Here is a 23066-nt window from a genome sequence, read left to right on the forward strand (position 1 = left end):
AGCGGCACACCATAAAAAGCCGGGAAACCGGCTTTCTCATTTGTTTTGTAAGCGTATTTTTGCTCAATACCGGACGATGGATTTTCTTTGCGCCCTTCTTATGCGATGCTTAAGCCCGGTTAATTAAAAGGACCCCGTTAATGCCCGATTTTTCCCGTTGTACCTTCACGGAAGGCAGCGTGACGTTGCCGGAAGGCTACAGCGACCGCACCGTTAACCTGCTGCTGGCCCCTGACGATGCGTATCCCTCGCTCAATATCTCGCGCGATACGCTACAGCCCGGTGAAACCGTGGCCGGCTACATCACCCGCCAGCTTGATACCCTGTCCGCCAGCCTGAAAGGCTGGGTGCTGAAAGCGCGCGCGGCGGCGCAACTCGGCGAGGCGCAGCAGCCCGGCGAGAGCGTGTCTGCCAGCTATCTGCGCGACGGCCAGCGCATCTGGCAGCACCAGGCGGTGTTTGCGCTGGCCGGAGGGCGCGTGCTGGTGTTCACCCTGGCGCAGACGCGCAGGCTGTCGCCGCAGGATGAAGCCCTGCTACAACAGGTGCTGGCAAGCTACCGCCAGCCTGTGGCTACCGGCCATCAGCCATAATGGGAACTTATCATGAGTGAAGCCGCACGCGTCGGCGACGCCATCGGCCATTCCTCCGCGCTGGCCGGGATGACGGGCGGCACCATAGTCGGCGGGCTGATTGCCGCCGCCGGCGCCGTGGCCGCCGGGGCGCTGTTTGTCGCCGGGCTGGCCGCCTCCTGTCTTGGCGTTGGCGTCTTGCTGATGGGCGCCAGCCTGGCGGTGGGCTATCTCACCGGGGAGGCGGCCACCGCGGCGCGCGACGGCATGGCCGCTGCCGGGGCGGACAGACGGTCCGCTTCCGGCCAGATACTGACCGGCTCACCGAACGTGTTTATCAACGGCAAACCGGCGGCCATCGCCACCGTCAGCCAGGCGGGCTGTGACCGGGACGGGCCGACGATGCAGATGGCGCAGGGCTCCGCCCGGGTGTTTATCAACGGCCAGCCCGCCGCGCGCGTCGGCGACAAAACCAACTGCGGTGCCACGGTGATGGCAGGCTCGCCCAGCGTGCGCATCGGCGGCGGCACCGCCACCACGCTGACGATAAAACCCGAAGTGCCGGACCGGGCCTATAAGGCCTCGGACCTGACGCTGCTGTTTGCCGGGCTGCTTGGCGGCGCGGGCGGCGCGGCCGGCAAGGCGGGCAAACTGGCTGAACTGCTGAGCAGGCTGCCCGGCATCAACAGGCTTGGCCAGGTGGCCTGCCGCTTCGGCGTGCTGATGACCGCCAGCGCGGCGGCGGGCATCATCGCCCGCCCGGTGGATATCATCAGCGGGCAGAAGTTTCTCTCCGGCGACGACGAGCTGGACTTTGTGCTGCCGTCGCGCCTGCCGGTTGAATGGCAGCGCTACTGGCGCAGCGGCAACCCGGCGGAAAGCGTGCTGGGGCGCGGCTGGAGCCTGTTCTGGGAAAGTACCCTCCAGCCTTACGCCGACGGGCTGGTGTGGCGCGCGCCGTCCGGCGACCTGGTTTCGTTCCCGATGGTGCCGCGCGGCCATAAAACCTGGTGTGAAGCCGAAAAGTGCTGGCTGATGCACAACGCCGACGACAGCTGGCAGCTGTTCGACGTCAGTGAACAGGCCTGGCACTATCCGCCGCTGGACGCGCAGTATCCCGCCCGCCTGAGCATGGTGACCGACGCCGGCGGCAACGCCACCTCGCTGTTTTACGACGAGCAGGGGCGGCCGGGCGAACTGGTGGACAGCGCCGGCCAGCGCCTGAGCTGCCGCTACCTGACGACCGCCGGCGGGCATTGCCGCCTGAGCGCGGTGCTGCTGCATACCGCGGACGGGGAGCACACGCTGGTCAGCTACGGGTATGACGACGACGGGCAGCTCGCCAGCGTGCGCAACCGCGCCGGCGAGGTCACGCGCCGCTTCACCTGGCATGACGGGCTGATGGCCAGCCACGAGGATGCCAACGGGCTGCGGAACGAATACCGCTGGCAGGAGATTGACGGCCTGCCGCGCGTCACCGCCTGGCGGCACGGCGCCGGGGAAGCGCTGGCGCTGCACTACGACATTAACGGCGGCACGCGCCGGGCGGTGCGCGACGACGGCATGCAGGCGTGCTGGCAGCTGGACGACGACGACAGCGTGGCGCAGTTCACCGACTTTGACGGCCGCAGGCTGGCGTTTATCTACGCGCGCGGCGAGCTGTGCAGCGTGCTGCTGCCGGGCGGCGGCCAGCGGCACAGCGAGTGGGACCGCTACGGGCGACTGCTGAGCGAAACCGACCCGTCAGGGCGTAAAACCACCTGTCAGTATGCGCGTAACAGCGACCGTCTGGTTTCGGTCACCCATCCCGACGGCAGCCGTGAGTGCCAGTCATGGGATGACAGGGGGCGGCTGATTACACAGAGCGACGCGCTGGGAAACACCACGCTTTACCACTACCCGGACGGGGAAGAAAGCTTACCGGCGCGCATCACCGATGCCCTCGGCGGCGTGGCGCGGCTTGAGTGGGACGGCCGGGGGCTGCTGACGCGCTATACCGACTGTTCCGGCAGCGTCACCGCGTACGACTATGACATTTTCGGCCAGCTCACCGGGCGCACCGATGCGGAAGGCAACGTGACCCGCTACCGCCGGGATACCGCCGGTCGCCTGCAAACCCTGCAGCACGCGGACGGCAGCGAAGAGCACTTCGTCTGGAACGAACGCGGGCAGCTGGCGCGCCATCAGGACCCGTCCGGCAGCGAAACGCAGTGGCGCTACAACCTGCTGGGCCAGCCGGTCAGCGTCACCGACCGCATCAACCGCACGCGCCACTACCACTACGGCCCGCGCGGCTGGCTGACGCGGCTGGAGAACGGCAACGGCGGCGAGTATCAGTTCAGCTACGATGCTGCCGGGCGCATCACCGCCGAACGCCGCCCGGACAACACCGACCACCTCTATCGCTACGGCGCGGACGGCCAGCTTGCCGAACACCGGGAAACCGGCCCGCAGAACAGCCTTGCGCCGCCCGCGCACCGCCTGCACCGCTTCCGCTTTGACGAGGCGGGCCGCCTGGCGTGGCGCGGCAACGACAGCGCCGAATGGCAGTATCACTACGATGCCGCAGGCAGGCTGACCCGGCTTGTGCGTACCCCCACGGCCGCCGGGGCGGAGCTGGGGATTGAGGCGGACAGCGTTGAGCTGCAGTACGACAAAGCGGGTCACCTGCTGTGCGAGCGCGGCGTGAACGGCGCGCCGGTCTACAGCCGGGACGCGCTCGGCAACCTGCAGGCGCTGACGCTGCCGCAGGGCGACCGCCTGCAGTGGCTGCACTACGGCTCCGGCCATGCCGGCGCGCTGAAATTCAACCGGCAGGCGGTGAGCGAATTCACCCGTGACCGCCTGCACCGTGAAACCGGGCGCAGCCAGGGCGCGCTGCACCAGCAGCGCCGCTACGATGCGTCCGGCAGGCGCAGCTGGCAGAGCAGCACTTTCGGTGACGGCCAGATAACCCGGCCGGAAGACGGCATGCTGTGGCGGGCGTTCCGCTACACCGGGCGCGGCGAGCTGGCGGGCGTCAGCGACGCGCTGCGCGGCGAAGTGCACTACGGCTACGACGCCGAAGGCCGCCTGCTGCAGCACCGCGAGCTGCAGTCCGGCAGGACGGGCAGCCGGCTGGTGTATGACGCCGCCGACAACCTGCTGGGCGGGCAAAGCCCGCACGACGACCCGGAACGGCCGCCGCCGCCGCCGCAGAGCAGCAACCGTCTGCCGCACTGGCAGCGGCTGTTCTACCGCTACGACGTCTGGGGCAACCTGGTCAGCCGCCGCCACGGCCTCAACGAGCAGCATTACACTTACGACGCCGACAACCGCCTGATACGGGCGCGTGGCTCCGGTCCTCAGGGCGAGTTCAGCGCGCAGTACCATTATGACGCGCTGGGCCGGCGCAGCCGCAAGGAGGTCACCTTCGCGGGCAAAGCCCCGCAGACCACGCGCTTCCTGTGGCAGGGCTACCGGCTGCTGCAGGAGCAGCGCGCCAACGGCACGCGGCGTACCTGGAGCTATGACCCGGAAAGCCCGTGGACGCCGCTGGCGGCCATCGAGCAGGCCGGGGAAGGGCCACAGGCGGATATTTACTGGCTGAACACCGACCTCAACGGCGCGCCGCTGGAGGTGACCGACGCCGATGGCAGGCTGCGCTGGTCGGGACAGTACGACACCTTCGGCAGGCTGCAGGGCCAGACGACGGCCGGTGCGGCACAACGCACGGGGCCGGTGTACGACCAGCCGCTGCGCTACGCCGGGCAGTATGCTGACAGTGAAACGGGACTGCACTATAATCTGTTCCGTTACTACGAGCCTGACGTTGGCAGGTTTACGACCCAGGACCCTGTGGGGCTGGCGGGGGGGCTGAACCTGTATGCGTATGCGCCGAATCCGTACGGGTGGGTGGATCCGCTGGGGCTGGCGAAGTGCGGTAATAATGAGAAATCATCTTATAAAGGTCCTGAACTTCCCGGCAGTATTGCTGAAACCTTTGACAAAGGGATTTATAAAAACAGGCAACTTTACAAGTCTGAAACGTTCTATAAATATCATGGGTTAAATAATAGAACTGGCAGAAAATATTCATGGCTAACTAATGAGCGATATGGTTCTGAAGAAATGTTAAGACAAAAGCTTGCGATTCGACATGATTGGGGCGTTGTCATTACAAAAGTATCTGAATTTAAAGTTCCTCAAGGTACATGGATCAGTGAGGGGCCAGCCGCAGCTCAAGGGGCTGGTTATCCTGGGTTAGGATATCAAGCAGTAGTATCTAATTTACCTAAATCATGGATTATTAACACACTAAAGGTTCCTTGGTAATGAGTATTGATAATTTATTATTGTCTCTTGAAAAGATTATTTCAGAGCTAAATAAAAGTGGAAAAATTCAATCACGGTCATTTTTTATTTCGCACTATGATGCAATAAAAGCAAGTGCTCGTGGAATACCTCAAGATGTTATAAGAGAGCTATCGACTTGTCGAGCAATGGCCCAATATGCTGATTTTACATATAAAGAGGAAGAATTACTTAATAATGTTGTTAACAATGCGATCGCATTAATTAAATCAAATCCATAAAAAATAGCCGGAAGCGATCCCACAGATCCTTCCGGCTTTTTTACCTTCAGCCACCCTTCACGCCAGCATGGCGATCATCCGTCGTTTAGCCTGCTCCAGCTCTTCATGCTGCGCTTTAAGCTGCTGTTCCAGCGCCCTTAGCCGCCTCTCCTCGCGGCTGGCGGGGATCGGCAGCCGGTCAGCGCCTTCGGTGACGGCCAGATAACCCGGCCGGAAGACGGCATGCTGTGGCGGGCGTTCCGCTACACCGGGCGCGGCGAGCTGGCGGGCGTCAGCGACGCGCTGCGCGGCGAAGTGCACTACGGCTACGACGCCGAAGGCCGCCTGCTGCAGCACCGCGAGCTGCAGTCCGGCAGGACGGGCAGCCGGCTGGTGTATGACGCCGCCGACAACCTGCTGGGCGGGCAAAGCCCGCACGACGACCCGGAACGGCCGCCGCCGCCGCCGCAGAGCAGCAACCGTCTGCCGCACTGGCAGCGGCTGTTCTACCGCTACGACGTCTGGGGCAACCTGGTCAGCCGCCGCCACGGCCTCAACGAGCAGCATTACACTTACGACGCCGACAACCGCCTGATACGGGCGCGTGGCTCCGGTCCTCAGGGCGAGTTCAGCGCGCATTACCATTATGACGCGCTGGGCCGGCGCAGCCGCAAGGAGGTCACCTTCGCGGGCAAAGCCCCACAGACCACGCGCTTCCTGTGGCAGGGCTACCGGCTGCTGCAGGAGCAGCGCGCCAACGGCACGCGGCGTACCTGGAGCTATGACCCGGAAAGCCCGTGGACGCCGCTGGCGGCCATCGAGCAGGCCGGAGAAGGGCCACAGGCGGATATTTACTGGCTGAACACCGACCTCAACAGCGCGCCGCTGGAGGTGACCGACGCCGATGGCAGGCTGCGCTGGTCGGGACAGTACGACACCTTCGGCAGGCTGCAGGGCCAGACGACGGCCGGTGCGGCACAACGCACGGGGCCGGTTTACGACCAGCCGCTGCGCTACGCCGGGCAGTATGCTGACAGTGAAACGGGACTGCACTATAATCTGTTCCGTTACTACGAGCCTGACGTTGGCAGGTTCACGACCCAGGACCCTGTGGGGCTGGCGGGGGGCCTGAACCTGTATGCGTATGCGCCGAATCCGTACGGGTGGGTGGATCCGCTGGGGTTGAGCAGATGTAAACCTGGCACTGCTTCAGGTGAAGGTAGCAAGATTGAAGGGAAATGGTTGAGAGGGACTCATGGTAATGCTGGCTTATTCCCATCCTCAGTAGCTGATAAGCTACGCGGTAGGCAATTTAAATCGTTTGACGATTTCAGGGAAAATGTCTGGAAAGAGGTAGGAAATGATTCTCATCTTTCTCAACAATTTAGACCTTCAAATATTACCAGGATGAAAAGTGGTAAAGCCCCAATTTCCCACAACTCTCAATGGAATGGGAAAAATAAATCTTATGTTCTTCATCACCGTACACCGATTCAACATGGTGGTGGTATCTATGATGTTGATAATCTAATAGTTGTTACTCCGAGATATCATCTTGATGTGTTGGATCGGGCCTATCATTTTTGAGGCTAAATATGCAAAGAAAAGAGCTTATAGAGTTAATTGAAAAAATACAGCGCAGTGAAGGTACTGAAGAAGAAGCCGATAATGACATTGACTTGCTTTGCAATAGCGTCGAAGATCCTCAGGCTGCAAATTATATTTTTCAAGAGGATCTAAGTGCCGATGAAATAGCCGATAAAATAATGCACTATAAGCCTATCCAACTATAAAAATAAGCCGGAAGCGATCCCCGACGATCCTTCCGGCCCTTTACCTTCAGCCGCCCTTCACGCCAGCATCTCGATCATCCGCTGTTTAGCCTGCTCCAGCTGCTGCTGCTGCGCTTTAAGCTGCTGTTCCAGCGCCCTTAGCCGCCTCTCCTCGCGGCTGGCGGGGATCGGCAGCCGGTCAGCGCCTTCGGTGACGGCCAGATAACCCGGCCGGAAGACGGCATGCTGTGGCGGGCGTTCCGCTACACCGGGCGCGGCGAGCTGGCGGGCGTCAGCGACGCGCTGCGCGGCGAAGTGCACTACGGCTACGACGCCGAAGGCCGCCTGCTGCAGCACCGCGAGCTGCAGTCCGGCAGGACGGGCAGCCGGCTGGTGTATGACGCCGCCGACAACCTGCTGGGCGGGCAAAGCCCGCACGACGACCCGGAACGGCCGCCGCCACCGCCGCAGAGCAGCAACCGTCTGCCGCACTGGCAGCGGCTGTTCTACCGCTACAACGTCTGGGGCAACCTGGTCAGCCGCCGCCACGGCCTCAACGAGCAGCATTACACTTACGACGCCGACAACCGCCTGATACGGGCGCGTGGCTCCGGTCCTCAGGGCGAGTTCAGCGCGCAGTACCATTATGACGCGCTGGGCCGGCGCAGCCGCAAGGAGGTCACCTTCGCGGGCAAAGCCCCGCAGACCACGCGCTTCCTGTGGCAGGGCTACCGGCTGCTGCAGGAGCAGCGCGCCAACGGCACGCGGCGTACCTGGAGCTATGACCCGGAAAGCCCGTGGACGCCGCTGGCGGCCATCGAGCAGGCCGGGGAAGGGCCACAGGCGGATATTTACTGGCTGAACACCGACCTCAACGGCGCGCCGCTGGAGGTGACCGACGCCGATGGCAGGCTGCGCTGGTCGGGACAGTACGACACCTTCGGCAGGCTGCAGGGCCAGACGACGGCCGGTGCGGCACAACGCACGGGGCCGGTTTACGACCAGCCGCTGCGCTACGCCGGGCAGTATGCTGACAGTGAAACGGGACTGCACTATAATCTGTTCCGTTACTACGAGCCTGACGTTGGCAGGTTCACGACCCAGGACCCTGTGGGGCTGGCGGGGGGCCTGAACCTGTATGCGTATGCGCCGAATCCGTACGGGTGGGTGGATCCGCTGGGGCTGGCGAAGTGTGGTGTGGAGCAAGCGCGTAAGCGGCAGCATGGCATGCTTAAAAATACTAATGAGGGTTACAATATTAGTCCCAAATCTTGGGATGCATATCCGGCGATTGGACGGGATGGTACGTTTGTTACTGATAAGCAGGGGGTAATGAATTACTTCCCTCATGCTGCGAATGAAAAAGAAATAACAATAACAAGGGCTAGAGCAAGAGCCATTGAAAGGAATATGGGGCTCTATAAAGATTCATTATCGGGAGGATTTAAAGTTCGGAAAATTAACGGAATTAATGGGCTAAACCCAAGAAGCCCATTAGCTGGTAATGATTACTTTAAAGGCCCAGGACAGCACCTTCCAGGTGGCGCGCCTGAAATGGTTATCAACTCTCAATCAACTACTGATAACTCTATTATTAATACAATCCTAACTGTAAGCGTGGGAAAATAGTATGCTTAACAATATATTAGTTACGATTTTGGAGCCGAAAAGAATTGTCGTCGAATTAAGGGGAGTTGATGACGCTTCAGTATTGTTAGCTCTGGGTTTTTCTAAGAAAGGCAATGCTTATTCAATTAATTTCGATAATGAAAAAGAGCAATTATCTCTTGTCGAAAAACTTGCTGGGGCTGGCGCTCTATTCTCTTACGGTCATGGTTGGGCACCCTCCGAATTAATGGCGTACTTAAAAGATCAAGGAAAAATAAATTTCCCTTATAAGATTATTTTATGGCGTTCACCGGATCATTACGAAATAATAGATAAATGAGATGCAACCGGAAGCGATCCCCGATCCTTCCGGCCTTTTACCTTCACCCGCCCTTCACGCCAGCATCGTCTTGATCCGGCGTTTAGCCTGCTCCAGCTCCAGCTCCTGCTGCTGCGCCTTAAGCTGCTGTTCCATTGCTCTTAGCCGCCTCTCCTCGCGGCTGTCGGGGATCGGCAGCAGACAGCCGTCCGGCACCGTCAGATTAACGCCAGTTCCCACCGCAATACCCGCCTCCGCCAGCCACTTGCCCGCAATACTGACCTGTGGCGTATCGCGTTCGCCGCCCTTTGGGCGGTAGCCGACGGTAACACGCCGCTGCATTTTGGACATTCCCCGTTCTGACCTGCATCGTCATTCGCTCCCGGTTCGTTGCCTGTGGTTAGCGGGCTGGCGGTTCGTTGAAAAACCGTTTTCACGGGGGAACAGGATCGTGAGAAGGCATCGCGCCAGACGTCATGCCGGAGTGAAAGGTGTTGCGTGATAAAACGCATCGGGCAGTGCACTGCGCCCATGCCGCGATCGGCCTTCGTCACGTTCGTCAGGCAGTCAGACTAAGAAAGGCTAAGCCTCCCGGTCACTGTCGGTAAAAAGGAGTTACGAACGACGTGTAATGCTGTAATACATTACGGTTAACTCATTACGGCAGAGATATCAGGGCAACATTAAACGTGCGGCTGGATGACAAACTGAAAGTTGCCAGCCGCAGAGACCTACTCAGGCAGGCGAAACGTGATGCTGGCATATCTGAAGCCCGCCGGCATGCGGGGTTTCGCTTTCTGGCATCCATTGACGGTTGCACCTTCTTAACGACGACCGGATCGGTGAAATGCCGCTGTCGCTGCCTGACAACAACGATAATGCTTATAGTGACGTGCACAATCTGCAGGATCGGCGGGATAAATCCTGGCGTTATCATCTGGCAGCCCCCGTTGCACAGGCGCTTCTCGCCGCTCAGGCTCTTGCACTTCCCTCACGGCGCGTATCAATGAGGAGCTGACAGATGCAGCAGTCTGTTTCCGGGAACCACCGCCAACCGTATCGGGGACTGAAAACCCTGGTTTGCCGAAACGGTTTTTTTCGCCTGAAATATGCGCTTTCCGGCGTACTGAAGAGATGAACGTTCGTTCAGTGTGCGTTTAGCCCGTTAACCCACTGCTGCCAGTGCAGCGCATTCGCCTTATCCAGCGCGATCAACGCCTGCTGTGCCTCATGCCGCCAGGCGTTCAACAGCGCTTTGCGCCCGGCCACAGCGAATCGACTGCAAAGTTGTGCCGCAGACTGCCCCTCAATCAGCGCGGCGTACAGCAGCGGGAAATGCCCCCCCTGACTGACCAGCCGACCCAATGCGGCGAAGCTGGCCTCGAACGGCCGCTGCGCCCAGGCAAATCCTGCCAGCTCCTGCCAGTCGTCATCGTTCAGCAGCAGGTCACGCTGCGCGTCCAGCGGCAATTCTTCCTGTTCTGACTGCTGGCGTAACCAGTAACCATCACGCGCCAGCCGCCGTGTTGCCCGCTCTGCCAGCTGCTGCCCGCTGGCTGAAAGCGGGTAAATGGCCATTGCCGTATAGCAGCCGCTGCTGGCTTCACGCTGGCTGCCAAACCGCACCAGTTGAAAGCCGCAGCGCTGCCAGAACCGCCACAGCCGGGGGGTAAAACCAAAACTGACCGAAAGGAAATCCAGCCCGTGCACTGCCTGACAGCAGCGAGTAATCAGCTGCTGGCCAATCCCGCGACCGCGCAGTGCGGGCGCCAGCGCAATGCGGCTGATACGCCGCGAACGCAGCTGCGCGGCTTCAGCCAGGCCGGCATGCGCCGCCAGCGACTGCGCAACCAGGTTGCCACGAGGACGGCGGTAGCCTGCCCAGACAGCGGCGGCAAGTTCGGCTGACAGGCCCCCCTCATCCACCAGCCACAGCGCGCCCTGCACATTGTCCCCCTGCAAGGCGGCGCTGAAATGCATACCGGGTGCATCCATCATCCGGCGCAGATCAAGGGGAGAGGTTCGGTAGTGGGCGCTGGTCAACAGCTGGTAGATGGCGGCCATGCTGGCGGGGCGTCGCGCCCAGTCGGCCTGCTCTAACGACTGAATGACCACCGTATCTGATTGGGGGACGGAGACCGCATCATCAAGTAGCAGCGCCTGGCTGATAAACTGCTCCAGCGGATCGTTCACCGCATAGCGTAACGGCAAATCGAGCTGATAGCGGGTGACATCCGGCAACGTAGCACAAAACTTCAGCATGAATCCGCGCCCGGTTCCTTCGTAGCCTTGCACCGTAGTGGTCAGCAGCACATAAGGGAATAAGGCGACCAGCTGCTGTAATTGCGGGGCCGGTATCGCGGCCGCCTCATCAATCAGCAGCCAGTCAATACCTGCCCGGTGCTGGCGCGCTTCGACCAGCAGGCGGTCGGGGGCGATAAACTGAAAATGCGGGCCGGCGTAGTGCGCCAGCACGTCCGTCGATACTTTTGCGGGCGCGGTCACCAGACAGCGCCCCGGCCAGCGGGCGGCCAGCATTCCGGCCAGCGCCGATTTGCCTCGGCCGCGTGCGGCGGTGACGACATAAATGCCCGGCCTGGCACGCAGCAACTTAGTCAGTATCTGCTGCTGCTGACCACTGTTGTCGCCCGGCCAGGTCGGCAGATCGGTCAGATCAGGGATCGTGCAGGCGTGATGCTGACGCCACAGCACCGCACGTTGATCAGCCAGTAAAAGCTGCCGGAAACGGCGGATGAAAAAGGGAGCGGGAATGGGGCTGGCGCATTCGCTCCAGCGTAATGAGTCGGCATCTGGCTGCAGCGGCCAGCGGTGCCATGCGGGAACCAGCATTATCAGCCAGCTGCCGGCATGAAGCGTGCCTGACAGCGCGGCCAACGCTTCGGCATGAAAACCGCGACGGGCATCAAACAGCGCATGCCTGAATTCGCGTCCCAGCAGCGTACGTATCGCCTGCGGCGCACAGTGCAACGCACTGAGGGGCTGTTCGCCTACCGTCAACCAGTCGCCGGGGAGCTGCGCCATACAGGCTGCGGCCTGCTGCTCGCACCAGAAAGCATCTCCGCTTATCACCAGCAGACGGCGCCAGCCCTGTCTTTTTATTTGAGCTGCCGCCTGAAGTAGATCGCTCACCGCAGTTTAATTAGCAAAGGTATTGCATTGAGCGGGATTACCGCCGTCGAACCCTTTTTTGAACCAGCTATAGCGCTGCTGTGAGGTGCCGTGAGTAAAGCTGTCCGGCACCACGCGCCCCTGGCTACGCTGCTGCAGGCGATCGTCACCAATCGCCTCGGCGGCGTTAAGTGCTGATTCCAGATCGCCGGTTTCCAGCACTTTCTCCTGCTGCATATAGTAGCCCCAGACGCCGGCAAAGCAGTCCGCCTGAAGTTCCATCTTCACCGACAGCTGATTCGCCTGGGCCTGGTTTGCCCCCTGCTGCATCTGACGCACTTTCCGATCGATCCCCAGCAGGTGCTGCACATGGTGACCCACCTCATGCGCGATAACATAGCCCTGAGCGAATTCGCCTCCGGCACCCAGTTTGCTTTTCATCTCGTCATAAAACGAAAGATCGATATAAACCTTGCTGTCTGCCGGGCAGTAGAATGGCCCCATTGCCGACTGTCCGCTGCCGCACGCCGTTGACGTCTGGTTACGGTACATCACCAGAACAGGTGCGTACCAGGTCTTGCCCATTTTCTGGAACAGCTGCTGCCAGGTATCTTCGGTCATGGCAAAAATGGTGCGGGTGAACTGCGCGGCTTCGCCCTCTTTCGCTGAAGTTTGCTGCCATTGCTGCCGGGTGGGCGGTGAAACGGATGAAGTGCCGCCGCCTAATAATGGACTGAGATCGTAGCCGTAGTAACCAGCCACTATCACCACAATCAGCAGAACGATGCCGCCTTTACCACGGGGAATGCGTATGCGCCCACCGCCAACGGTGCCCGATTGATCACGACGGTCTTCCACATTGTCGCTTTCGCGACGTCCTTGCCAACGCATAACTGTCCCCTTGAGCAAATAATTTTTGATAGCTTAGTCGATTTTAGTCAGAGCAAGCGGGGAAAACCAGCAAACGCTGCGCTGCGCGCCGTATAACGCGAAAGGCCAGGTTTCCCTGGCCTTATGACGACGGTCAAAAATATGACGTTAGTCCAGCTTCACGCCCAACCGGTTGGCCACCTCTTCATAGGCTTCAATCAGCCCACCAAGGCTCTGACGATAACGATCTTTGTCCATCTTATTCAGGGTGTCTTTATCCCACAGGCGCGCACCATCCGGTGAGAACTCATCGCCCAGCACCACTTCGCCTTTAAACAGGCCGAACTCAAGTTTGAAGTCCACCAGGATCAGGCCTGCATCGGCAAACAGCTTGCTCAGGACGTCATTCGCCTGGAAAGTCAGCTCCTGCATACGTGCCAGATTTGCTTTGCTGACCCAGCCGAACGTCTCGCAATAGGATTCGTTGACCATCGGATCGTGTTTAGCATCATCTTTCAGGAACAGATCAAACAGCGGAGGATTGAGGATCATGCCCTCTTCCACGCCCAGACGCTTCACCAGGGATCCCGCAGCACGATTACGTATTACGCATTCTACGGGCACCATATCCAGATTTTTTACCAGCGCTTCGTTATCAGAAAGCAGGGCCTCCATCTGTGTTGGGATCCCGGCTTCCTGCAGTTTAGTCATAATGAAATGATTGAACTTGTTGTTAATCATTCCTTTACGATCAAACTGCTCGATACGCTCACCGTCCAGCGCTGACGTATCGTTACGGAATTCGAGTACCAACAGATCCGGGTTTTCGGTGCTGTAAACGGTTTTCGCTTTGCCGCGATACAACTCAGCTTTTTTTTGCATCTTGTTAACTCCACTCCAACGATAATGAACTTTACCCGGCATCACTCAGGCAGCAGGTTGATGACCATCGGACTGCCAGGATCAGCCCGGTAGAATATGTCTGACGGGATTATATGTTCCACCGCCGAAAAACCGAAGCAATCGTTTACGTAGCGCCAAAGTAAAAGGCCGGAGAATGTCCGGCCTTGAGGTTTACTTGCTGAATGCGGCCTGGAACACCGCGACCAGCGCATCATTTTGCGACTGGGTTAACGGATGACCTTTCGGATCGAGGAACTGCAGGCTGCTACGGTTATCCAGATCGCCGACCTGAAGTTTGTAGTCACCATTTTTCAGCTGCGGATCTTTAGCACCCAGCTCATCGAAGGTGCTGCTGCCCGGTGCGCTATAGGTCACGTTCAGACTACCCTGTGAACGGTTGTCATCTTTGACTTCCATCCCAATACGCTTCAGCGTGGCCGGCAGACGTTGCCAGACAACATTGAACGGCGCACGTAGGATCAGATCAGGCAAGCCGGTATCATCAGCACCGCTTTGCACATCGATCTGCGTTGGGCTACGGCTGGCTGCGGCATCTTCGCGCCGGGTTTCGATTTTGTCGAGGCCGGCGCTAATTTCGTTAAGCATCTGCGCGGTGTAACGCTGGATCTGCACCGGCGAGTTGACCTCTTTATCCTGCTGTTGCAGTTCAAGCAGTTTCACCATCAGCGCTTGCTGACCGCCCTGCTGCTGAACGCTAAGCTGGTAGCGGCCACGATACTGATTGTCTTCGTCCGCACGGTTCCACTGCACCCAGTCGGTGGTCAGGGTTTGGCGCGCATCCTGACGATCGGCGACGGGGAACTTAGCCGTCTGAACCACGTCCACCACCTGAGGCCAGATTGAACCGCTTTGGCTGTCAATCAGCAGAATACCGCTGTTAGCGGCAAACTGACTGCGGGTACCGTTCATCAGCGCCAGCGTCTGAGCCGGTGGACGGATATCAAGCTGCTTGCCCACCTGTCCATTTGCGTTAACCGACGGAATATCAAAATCGCCATTTTGTATCGGCAGTGTCATACCAGCGGGCGCCTGCAGATCGCTAAGATCGGCTGCCTGCAGGTAGGATTCGTCACCGCTCACCTGACGCTTATAGCGCTGGTCGTTGGAACAGGCCGCAAGCAGCATCACCAAAGACAGTCCCACCACTTTCGCTACCGTGGACTTTTGTACTGAGTAAACCATCAATTCTCCCTAAATTTGAAGCGGGCCAGCGTCTTTCAGTGCCTGCTCAACAACCGAACAACCATCATCGGTCAGCGGCGTCATCGGCAGACGCAGCGTATCAGTTGCTATTAATCCTAATCGTTTCGCGGCCCATTTCACCGGGATAGGATTGGGTTCGACAAACAGTTTTTGATGCAGATGCATCAGGCGCTGGTTCAGGTGGCGTGCCTGCGCAAATTTGCCCTGCTGAGCCAGAGAGCAGAGTTCGGCCATTTCGCGGGCGGCGATATTTGCCGTCACCGAGATCACGCCATGCCCCCCCAGCTGCATGAAGTCCAGTGCGGTAGCGTCATCGCCGCTGACCAGCACAAAGTCATCATTAACCTGCTGTTGGATCTGACTAACCCGTGATAAGTTCCCGGTCGCCTCTTTGATTCCGATAATATTTTTTATTTTCGCCAGACGTCCAACGGTTTCCGGCAGTAAATCGATGCCGGTACGCGAGGGAACGTTGTATAACATTTGTGGCAGTTCGGTGCTTTCCGCGATGATTTTGAAGTGCTGATACAACCCCTCCTGAGTAGGACGGTTGTAATAAGGGGTGACGGTCAGGCAACCAACAACGCCTGAATTTTCAAAACGTTTGGTCAGGCAGACGCCTTCAGCGGTGGCATTAGCACCGGTGCCGGCAATCACCGGAATGCGACCATCGGCCAGTTCCAACGTTAACAGAACCACATCACCGTGTTCATCGTGGCTCAGAGTAGCTGACTCGCCGGTCGTTCCTACAGAAACAATTGCCGCAGTTCCGCTGGCAACATGGTAATCAATCAGTTTTTTCAGGCTCGCACGGCAGACATTTCCTTTGTCATCCATCGGTGTAACGAGCGCAACAATACTTCCCGTGAACATGAGTCATCCCCTCGACAAACAAGTGCTTCATGGTACGTTTGACCGCGCAATAAAAGCAAGTGCACAGGTCGACCTATGTGCTTGTCAGCAGTTTTTTTTATGTTTACCTTAAGGTTATTAGCATTTAGACAGGAAGCTTGATTTTGCCGCATTCATCGCAACACTATCTGGTTATTACCGCGCTTGGGGTTGACCGCCCCGGGATTGTCAATACGATTACTCGCCATGTCAGCAGCTGCGGGTGCAATATTGAAGATAGCCGTCTTGCTATGCTTGGCGAAGAGTTTAGCTTTATTATGCTGCTGTCCGGCAGCTGGAACGCGATAACGCTGATCGAGTCCACGCTACCGTTAAAGGGCGCTGAGCTGGAGCTGTTGATCGTGATGAAGCGGACCCGCGCCAGCCTGCCGCCACCGATGCCCGCCACGGTTTGGGTGCAGGTTGAAGTGACTGACTCGCCGCATATCGTTGAGCGTTTTACCGATCTGTTTGATTCACATCAGATGAATATTGCGGAGCTGGTCTCACGCACGCAGTCGGCACATGAAAATCAGCCGCCGTTACTCTATATTCAGATAACCGCACACAGCCCGGCCAGCCAGGATGCCTCATTTATTGAACAAGCGTTCAAACGTTTGTGTACAGAACTTCAGGCGCAAGGCACTATTAAAGCCGTTTCTCACCACGGTGCCTGACGCGCTGAGTGCCCGAGATAAGTCAGGCGCCTGAATTCATCCCTCGCATAATCATATCTAACGGAGAGTAGTAATGAATCCACTGAAAGCCGGTGATACAGCACCGAAATTTAGTTTGCCCGATCAGGATGGTGAACAAATAAATTTGACCGACTTCCAGGGACAGCGCGTTCTGGTCTATTTTTACCCGAAAGCCATGACGCCAGGCTGCACCGTGCAGGCCTGCGGTCTGCGCGATAGTATGGATGAGCTAAAACAAGCCGGCGTTGAAGTACTGGGTATCAGCACCGATAAACCGGAAAAGCTGTCGCGCTTCGTCGAAAAAGAGCTGCTGAACTTCACCTTACTGTCAGATGAAGACCACCAGGTCAGTGACCAGTTTGGCATCTGGGGAGAAAAAACCTTTATGGGCAAGACCTATGACGGCATCCACCGTATCAGCTTCTTGATTGATACCGATGGCAAGGTCGAGAAAGTCTTCGATAACTTCAAAACCAGCAATCACCACGATATCGTTATCGACTACCTGAAAACTGCGTAAATCACGTGGTCAGACAGAGCGATCCGTGCTGCCGGCGCAGCAGCAAGGGTGCTGACAGGCAACGGCCTGCGGATCGCCGTATTGACCTGGAAAACATATAAAGCACAGCCTACTGGCGCGAAGGTTCATTGACCACTGCGGATGGCTGCGGAGCGCTTTTCGCTATGACGACGCAGTTACGTCCGGTATTTTTTGCCCGATAAAGCGCTTCGTCCGCCTGTCCAAAAGCGTCATGCATGTCGTTCTCGCTGTCAGAAGACCAGAACGAAATGCCGATGGAGATAGTCACATTTCCTATCGCATCTATTTGAAACTGCTCAATACGCTTACGCACCCTTTCAGCAATCATCAGCGCCCTGTCACGATCTGCTCCGGGCAGGATCATCAGAAACTCTTCCCCGCCGTTGCGACAGAGAACGTCGGATTGTCTGGCTCCCAAGCCCAGTTGCTGCGCCACCGTTTTGATCACCGTGTCACCTGCAGCATGGCCGAAAGCATCGTTGACACCTTTAAAGCGATCGATATCCAGCGCCAGTAAGGCGAAGGGCTGTCCGGTGGAGAGAAAATAGTCCAGTACCGCATCTAAGCCACGGCGGTTAAGCAGCCCGGTCAGCGGGTCAGTCTGAGCTTCACTTTTCAGACGGCCGATTTTGTCATGCATCTGCCCAATTCCGGCCAGCATCGCCCGCTTAATTTGTGAAGATTCATAGTACCAGGAGCGGATGCTACCGATCTCTTTTGAGACATTTTGCGTATCCATCCGGCTGGCTTTACGCGCCAGCTGCCACAGCGGCAGAGCGATACGTTGTGCGAGGATCAGCGCAAGGAGAACCGTTAGCAGGGCGAACGGCACCGAATGCTTCAGCACCTGCAACAGCAGACTGTTTAACGGCACCAGCGTTGCGGCGGTCGGTTTAATTGAAACAATTGTCCAGCCCGCTGCGGGAACCACGGAATAACCGGCCAGCATCGCTTCACCCTCTGACGTCACAACCTGATACTGGCCGTTACTGGCCTGTTGTCGCTGTTGTGGAGTGATTAACGGGTTAACGGTTTGACCCACCAGATGACTGTACTGGTGGTACAGCAACTGATTTTTACTATCGATGACGTACAGAGATGAGCCGTCACGAAAGAACTGTGCTCCCAGCAGGTCGTTAAGAATACTTCTTTTGTTTAAATAGACTGAGCCCCCCACATAGCCAAGATAACGGCCGTCATTCGACCAGACAGGCGAGGAGATAAACACCTGCAGATTCCCGGCGGTAGACAGGCCAGGCCGCCCGATAAGCGGCCTGCGTTCGGCCAGCGCCTGCTTTGCCGCAGAGGAACTGAGCAGCATCCCCTTCAACGGCAGCGTTTCCGGCGAGATGGCGCGTACCCGGCCATCGGCATCAGCGATCGCGACCGAGTTAAAACTGTTGGTTTGCTCGCGCAGACGATCTACTTCATCCTGTAACAGGCTTCCATTATTAGATTCGTTATTTATCCTGCTGGCGCTGTAGGCTAGCTGCGACGTGGCCAGCTGGAAAAAAAGCTCCGTTGTCGAAGCCAGCTTGGTGGCGTAAACCCGGTTCGCTTCCAGCGTATTGTTGATTAATACCTCACGCTGCACCCGCCAGCTGGCGTACAGAGAATTGGCAAGCGTGATCGCGATACTGGCCACCGCCAGCAGGGTGATTAACGTGCGCAAGTCCGTTTTAGGCCGTGTGAACATCAACATCGCCACTCCATTGTAAAAATCATCCCAATCGGCGCCTCGTGGTAGCCGCGTTGATGAACATCGTGCCGCTCGGTGCTGGCAACCAGCCGTTGTTCGCAGCCTGACCGCTTCAGTAACAGAATGACCAGCGATATCACAGGCTACCGTTGGCAGCATTCGGCTTAAAGCATAGATGTTTTAGCCATTTCTTTCCTGGCGGGTGCTGGGTAAGATAAAACGGGTGCCGTGGAAACAGCCACACAGGGCACTTTTCGCCGCTTTGTCGGTCAAAACAGCATTTCCTTACCAGGGTTTCGTATGTCTATCAGACTGAAAAAAAACCTGCTGATTTCGCTGCTCGCATGGGTCGTGGCTGGAAGCATAATGCCGTCCCGCGCCGATATCAGCGATAATCTGCCGGAGATTGGCACCACTGCGGCAGGTACGCTGTCGATTAATCAGGAACTGGCAATGGGCGATTTTTATGTTCGCCAGCTGCGCGCCAGTGCGCCAGTCATCAACGATCCTTTGCTCTGTCATTATGTCAACCAGCTGGGGCAACGCCTGGTGGCACATGCCTGGTCGGTGAAAACGCCATTCCATTTCTATCTGATACGCAACGATGAGATAAACGCGTTTGCCTTTTTCGGCGGCAACGTAGTTCTGCACTCGGCGCTGTTTCGCTACAGCGATACTGAAAGCCAACTGGCTTCGGTCATGGCACATGAGATCTCGCACGTTACCCAACGCCATCTGGCGCGAGCGATGGAAGATCAACAGCGTAACGCGCCGCTCACCTGGGTGGGTGCACTGGGTTCGGTTTTGCTGGCCATGGCCAGCCCACAGGCCGGAATGGCGGCGCTAAGCGGCACGCTCGCCGGTGTTCAACAGGGGGTGATCAGCTTCAGCCAGCAAAATGAACAGGAAGCAGATCGCATCGGTATTCAGGTGCTGCAACGTGCCGGTTTTGATGCGCAAGCCATGCCGGATTTTCTGCAAAAGCTGGCCGACGCATCGCGCTTTGCGTCTAAACCCCCTGAAATTTTGCTGACTCACCCTTTGCCGGACAGCCGCCTTGCCGATACGCGAAACCGGGCAAATCAGATGAAGCCGGTGGTGGTCCAGTCTTCACAGGACTTCTATATGGCAAAAGTCAGGGCGCTGGGCATGTTCGCCAGCGGGCAAAATCAGTTAAATGACGATGTGCTTACCACGCTGGCACGCGGCAACAGCCGCGAGCAGGCCGCCGCGAAGTATGGCAAGGCGGTACTGCTGCTGGGCGACAATAAGTTTGCTGATGCCCGCAGTATCATCATGCCGCTGATAGCGAAACAGCCCGCTAACCTCTGGTATCTGGATATCATGACCGACATCGATATTGGGCTGAAACAGCCGCAGCAGGCGATTAACCGCCTGCTGGCAGTGAAGGGCAATAACAGCAACAGCCCGGTAATACAGCTCAACCTTGCTAACGCCTATGTTGAAGCGAACCAGCCAGCCAATGCTGGCAAAGTTTTGTATCGCTATACCTGGGCGAATAAAGATGATGCCAACGGCTGGGATCTGCTGGCTCAGGCATCTTCCCGGCAGGGGCTGAGTGATGAAGAACAGGCCGCGCGGGCCGAAAGCCTGGCGTTAGCCGGTCAGCTCGATCAGGCGATACGCAGTCTCACCAGCGCCAGCGCGGCGGTAGCGCTGGGCAGCCTGAAGCAGGCGCGCTACGATGCGCGAATAGACCAGCTGCGCCGGCTGCAACAGCGTTTTCGTCAGTACCAGAAATCATAAGGGATGAAGCGATAAGCGAAGTACAGATCTACCCTAATCCGCGCGGCTCAGGAGCCGCGAAACGCGGGCGCTGTTGAAAGACCGGGACATTGAGCCGCAGATTATCCCCTAACCTGAAATCCCGCCGGGCCAGGCAACGCTCACAGCGCCGTTACAGCAGCTGGGGTGAACAAAAAGAGGATGCGTATATCGCTGCAGGGCTGGATGACGCGCAGCCCGACGAGCAACCGTTGCTGGGTGCACCAGCCCGGACTGCCCGATCGCCCGACGGTGATGGCAAACGGCCACGCGCGTATCGGCAGGCCGCCACAGCAGGTTCCGGAGATCCTCATAGCGCCAGCGCCTCTTTAACAAAGGGGATAGTCAGCTTGCGCTGGGCGCTGATAGAAGCGCGATCCAGCTGATCCAGCGTCGCGAACAGCGTGCGCATTTCGCGGTCGAGGCGTTTCAACAGGAAGCGGCCAACGTCTTCTGGCAGCTCGAATCCACGCAGCCGGGCGCGCAGCTGTAGCGCCTGTAGCTTGTCTTCATCGCAAAGAGGTCGCAGCTTGTAAATCTGCCCCCAGTCAAGGCGCGAAGCCAGATCGGCCAGCTTCAGATTGAGCTGGCGCGGTGGGCGATCTCCGGTGATCAGCAGTCGCGTTTTGCCGGTTTCCAGAATGCGGTTATACAGATCGAAGATCGCCATTTCCCAGGGGCTGTCGCCGGCAATACATTCAATATTATCGATGCAAACCAGAGCCAGCTGCTCCATCCCGTCGAGCACTTCAGGCACAAACCAGGTGCGTTTATCCAGCGGCACATAACCGACCGCTTCGCCTTTCGCCGACAGTTCAGCGCAGGCGGCGTGCAACAGATGACTGCGTCCTCCGCCTTCACGAGACCAGAAGTAGAAATAGCTACCATGTTGCTGGTGCAATGCGCTTTGCAGCGCAGCCAGCAGCAACGGATTTTCCCCCGGCCAGAAGCTGGCAAAGGTTTCGTCATCGGGCAGGTAAAGTGGCAGTGAGAGCTGTGCCGGCGTGTTCAGAATCACCTCAGAGTTTGAGCAGGCAGAAAACGCGAAAATACTAACACAACTCAGGCAGGATCATGAAATGCTAAGCGGGATCCCGGCAGGACAGGAGCGGCAGAAATAGAAAAAATCTGCCATGACAGGGGCAGCAGACGCTGCCCCTTCAGGTTTAGCGCGCGTCATGACGTTCGTCCGGCACGTCAATCACTTGCTCTTCCTTGCGCAGCAGGCCGAATGCCCGGAAAATAAGGCTAAGCATCACGCCGACAATCGTCGCCAACGCCATCCCTTTCAGCTCGGCGGCACCCATATGCACTTTCGCCCCGCTGACGCCAATAATCAGTACAACCGATGTCAGGATCAGATTCTGCGCCTTGTTGTAATCCACTTTCGATTCAATCAATACCCGAATACCGGAAGCAGCAATCACCCCATACAGCAGCAGCGATACCCCTCCCATCACCGGTACCGGTACCGCCTGGATCGCCGCAGCCAGTTTGCCAATGCATGAGAGCAGGATAGCCAGAATCGCCGCGCCGCCGATCACCCAGGTACTGTAAACGCGGGTAATCGCCATAACGCCAATGTTTTCCCCGTAGGTGGTATTAGGTGTGGAACCAAAGAAGCCGGAGAATACGGTGGAAATACCGTTGGCGAACATCGAGCGATGCAGGCCCGGATCTCTCATCAGATCCTTTTTAACAATATTCGCCGTGACCACCAGGTGGCCCACATGTTCGGCAATCACCACCAGCGCAGCGGGCAAAATGGTGAAAATGGCATACCATTCGAAGCGCGGCGTATAGAAGGTTGGCAAAGCAAACCAGGGCGCTTCCCGTACCGCCGTCCAGTCAACCATCCCCATCCCCCAGGCAAGCGCATACCCAGCCAGCACGCCGACCAGAATCGGGATAATGGCAAGAAAACCCCGGAACAACACCGAGCCAAAAACCGTTACGCCCAGCGTGACCATTGAGACAATCATGGTTTTGCCATCGGCGGCGTTACCGGCCGGCAGCAGGCCCGCCATATTCGCCGCCACGCCCGCCAGCTCCAGACCGATGACCGCCACAATCGCCCCCATTGCCGCCGGAGGGAACATCACGTCCAGCCAGCCGGTACCGGCTTTTTTGACGATCAGCGCTACCAGACAAAACAGCACGCCGCAGATGATAAAACCGCCTAACGCCACTTCGTAACCTAATGGCAACAGCAGCAAAACCGGCGAGATAAAGGCAAAGCTCGATCCCAGATACGCCGGGATTTTACCTTTGCAGATAAACAAATAGATCAGCGTGCCGATGCCGTTAAACAGCAGCACGGTGGCCGGGTTGATATGGAACAGGATCGGTACCAGCACGGTGGCGCCGAACATGGCAAACAGGTGCTGGAAACTGAGCGGAATAGTTTGCCGCAGCGGCGGCCGCTCGTGTACGCCAATTGCGCGACGTGTCATACAGTCATTACCCCTTTACCCCTTGAGTGTGAACGATAAAAAAGCCGAC

General features: G+C 58.0%; 22 protein-coding genes. 11 read left to right on the plus strand and 11 right to left on the minus strand.

The window, feature by feature from the left end; all coding sequences use genetic code 11:
- The first annotated feature begins 140 nt into the window (after positions 1–140).
- The 3 genes from JGC47_RS11975 to JGC47_RS11985 are packed head-to-tail and all read left to right on the plus strand — an operon-like array spanning position 141 to position 5146.
- Positions 141–593: a DcrB-related protein gene (locus JGC47_RS11975; protein ID WP_004158997.1), complete on the plus strand. Its 453-nt coding sequence runs from the start codon at positions 141–143 to the stop codon at positions 591–593.
- A gap of 12 nt (positions 594–605) precedes the next feature.
- On the plus strand, positions 606–4886 hold the full coding sequence (locus JGC47_RS11980) for an RHS repeat-associated core domain-containing protein (RefSeq protein WP_206215639.1): 4281 nt from the start codon (positions 606–608) through the stop codon (positions 4884–4886).
- The gene (locus JGC47_RS11985) at positions 4886–5146 is read left to right on the plus strand and encodes a hypothetical protein (RefSeq protein ID WP_013036148.1); all 261 of its coding nucleotides are present in this window, start codon (positions 4886–4888) and stop codon (positions 5144–5146) included. The genes JGC47_RS11980 and JGC47_RS11985 overlap by 1 nt, the downstream gene beginning before the upstream one ends.
- A gap of 57 nt (positions 5147–5203) precedes the next feature.
- Here JGC47_RS11985 and JGC47_RS18015 read toward each other — a convergent pair whose 3' ends face one another.
- Entirely contained in the window at positions 5204–5482 is a 279-nt protein-coding gene (locus JGC47_RS18015; protein ID WP_375217710.1) for a growth inhibitor PemK, read from the minus strand.
- On the opposite strand from JGC47_RS18015, the gene JGC47_RS11990 reads away from it, so the two are divergent.
- Both JGC47_RS11990 and JGC47_RS11995 read left to right on the plus strand, forming a co-directional pair.
- On the plus strand, positions 5369–6712 hold the full coding sequence (locus tag JGC47_RS11990) for an RHS repeat-associated core domain-containing protein (RefSeq protein ID WP_024015416.1): 1344 nt from the start codon (positions 5369–5371) through the stop codon (positions 6710–6712). The two genes, JGC47_RS18015 and JGC47_RS11990, sit on opposite strands and share 114 nt — an antisense overlap.
- Positions 6713–6720: 8 nt before the next feature.
- Positions 6721–6918 (plus strand): hypothetical protein, encoded by a 198-nt coding sequence (locus tag JGC47_RS11995; RefSeq protein ID WP_004159001.1) that lies wholly within the window; start codon positions 6721–6723, stop codon positions 6916–6918.
- Positions 6919–6975: 57 nt separating this feature from the next.
- Here JGC47_RS11995 and JGC47_RS18020 read toward each other — a convergent pair whose 3' ends face one another.
- Complete coding sequence (locus JGC47_RS18020; protein ID WP_371411500.1) at positions 6976–7254, minus strand: growth inhibitor PemK; 279 nt, start codon at positions 7252–7254, stop codon at positions 6976–6978.
- On the opposite strand from JGC47_RS18020, the gene JGC47_RS12000 reads away from it, so the two are divergent.
- Together JGC47_RS12000 and JGC47_RS12005 are read left to right on the plus strand one after the other, a co-directional pair.
- A complete protein-coding gene (locus tag JGC47_RS12000; protein ID WP_004159003.1) occupies positions 7141–8526 on the plus strand; it encodes an RHS repeat domain-containing protein in 1386 nt (461 codons plus the stop codon). The two genes, JGC47_RS18020 and JGC47_RS12000, sit on opposite strands and share 114 nt — an antisense overlap.
- A gap of 1 nt (position 8527) precedes the next feature.
- Entirely contained in the window at positions 8528–8845 is a 318-nt protein-coding gene (locus JGC47_RS12005; protein WP_013036149.1) for a hypothetical protein, read from the plus strand.
- 54 nt (positions 8846–8899) lie between these two features.
- Here JGC47_RS12005 and JGC47_RS12010 read toward each other — a convergent pair whose 3' ends face one another.
- The 6 genes from JGC47_RS12010 to dapA form a co-directional block, all read right to left on the minus strand.
- Positions 8900–9166: a SymE family type I addiction module toxin gene (locus tag JGC47_RS12010; protein ID WP_004159004.1), complete on the minus strand. Its 267-nt coding sequence runs from the start codon at positions 9164–9166 to the stop codon at positions 8900–8902.
- A gap of 804 nt (positions 9167–9970) precedes the next feature.
- Entirely contained in the window at positions 9971–11974 is a 2004-nt protein-coding gene (locus JGC47_RS12015) for a tRNA(Met) cytidine acetyltransferase TmcA (protein ID WP_004159006.1), read from the minus strand.
- A 6-nt stretch (positions 11975–11980) separates the two neighbouring features.
- Positions 11981–12844 (minus strand): KPN_02809 family neutral zinc metallopeptidase, encoded by an 864-nt coding sequence (gene ypfJ / locus JGC47_RS12020; RefSeq protein WP_004159009.1) that lies wholly within the window; start codon positions 12842–12844, stop codon positions 11981–11983.
- Between the two features lie 147 nt (positions 12845–12991).
- Entirely contained in the window at positions 12992–13705 is a 714-nt protein-coding gene (gene purC / locus JGC47_RS12025; RefSeq protein WP_004159011.1) for a phosphoribosylaminoimidazolesuccinocarboxamide synthase, read from the minus strand.
- 192 nt (positions 13706–13897) lie between these two features.
- Positions 13898–14929, minus strand: coding sequence for an outer membrane protein assembly factor BamC (gene bamC, locus JGC47_RS12030; RefSeq protein WP_004159013.1), 1032 nt, complete (start codon positions 14927–14929; stop codon positions 13898–13900).
- 9 nt (positions 14930–14938) lie between these two features.
- On the minus strand, positions 14939–15823 hold the full coding sequence (dapA, locus tag JGC47_RS12035) for a 4-hydroxy-tetrahydrodipicolinate synthase (RefSeq protein WP_004159015.1): 885 nt from the start codon (positions 15821–15823) through the stop codon (positions 14939–14941).
- A 143-nt stretch (positions 15824–15966) separates the two neighbouring features.
- On the opposite strand from dapA, the gene JGC47_RS12040 reads away from it, so the two are divergent.
- Both JGC47_RS12040 and bcp read left to right on the plus strand, forming a co-directional pair.
- Positions 15967–16518, plus strand: a complete 552-nt coding sequence (locus JGC47_RS12040; protein WP_004159017.1) for a glycine cleavage system transcriptional repressor — start codon at positions 15967–15969, stop codon at positions 16516–16518.
- A gap of 73 nt (positions 16519–16591) precedes the next feature.
- The gene (bcp, locus tag JGC47_RS12045; RefSeq protein WP_004159023.1) at positions 16592–17059 is read left to right on the plus strand and encodes a thioredoxin-dependent thiol peroxidase; all 468 of its coding nucleotides are present in this window, start codon (positions 16592–16594) and stop codon (positions 17057–17059) included.
- Between the two features lie 109 nt (positions 17060–17168).
- Here the strand turns inward: bcp and JGC47_RS12050 are convergent, their stop codons facing one another.
- Positions 17169–18782, minus strand: a complete 1614-nt coding sequence (locus tag JGC47_RS12050) for a sensor domain-containing diguanylate cyclase (RefSeq protein WP_004159025.1) — start codon at positions 18780–18782, stop codon at positions 17169–17171.
- A 297-nt stretch (positions 18783–19079) separates the two neighbouring features.
- On the opposite strand from JGC47_RS12050, the gene bepA reads away from it, so the two are divergent.
- Complete coding sequence (gene bepA, locus JGC47_RS12055; protein ID WP_004159031.1) at positions 19080–20546, plus strand: beta-barrel assembly-enhancing protease; 1467 nt, start codon at positions 19080–19082, stop codon at positions 20544–20546.
- Positions 20547–20726: 180 nt separating this feature from the next.
- Entirely contained in the window at positions 20727–20897 is a 171-nt protein-coding gene (locus JGC47_RS12060) for a thioredoxin domain-containing protein (protein ID WP_223386239.1), read from the plus strand.
- Here the strand turns inward: JGC47_RS12060 and hda are convergent.
- Positions 20875–21582 (minus strand): DnaA inactivator Hda, encoded by a 708-nt coding sequence (gene hda, locus JGC47_RS12065; protein WP_004167072.1) that lies wholly within the window; start codon positions 21580–21582, stop codon positions 20875–20877. The two genes, JGC47_RS12060 and hda, sit on opposite strands and share 23 nt — an antisense overlap.
- Positions 21583–21730: 148 nt before the next feature.
- Positions 21731–23017 carry a uracil permease gene (uraA, locus tag JGC47_RS12070; protein ID WP_004159036.1) on the minus strand — a complete coding sequence of 429 codons (1287 nt, stop codon included), beginning with the start codon at positions 23015–23017 and terminating at the stop codon, positions 21731–21733.
- Between the last annotated feature and the right edge of the window lie 49 nt (positions 23018–23066).

The sequence above is a fragment of the Erwinia amylovora genome (genome assembly GCF_017161565.1).
In the GTDB taxonomy this organism is placed as follows: Bacteria; Pseudomonadota; Gammaproteobacteria; order Enterobacterales; family Enterobacteriaceae; genus Erwinia; species Erwinia amylovora.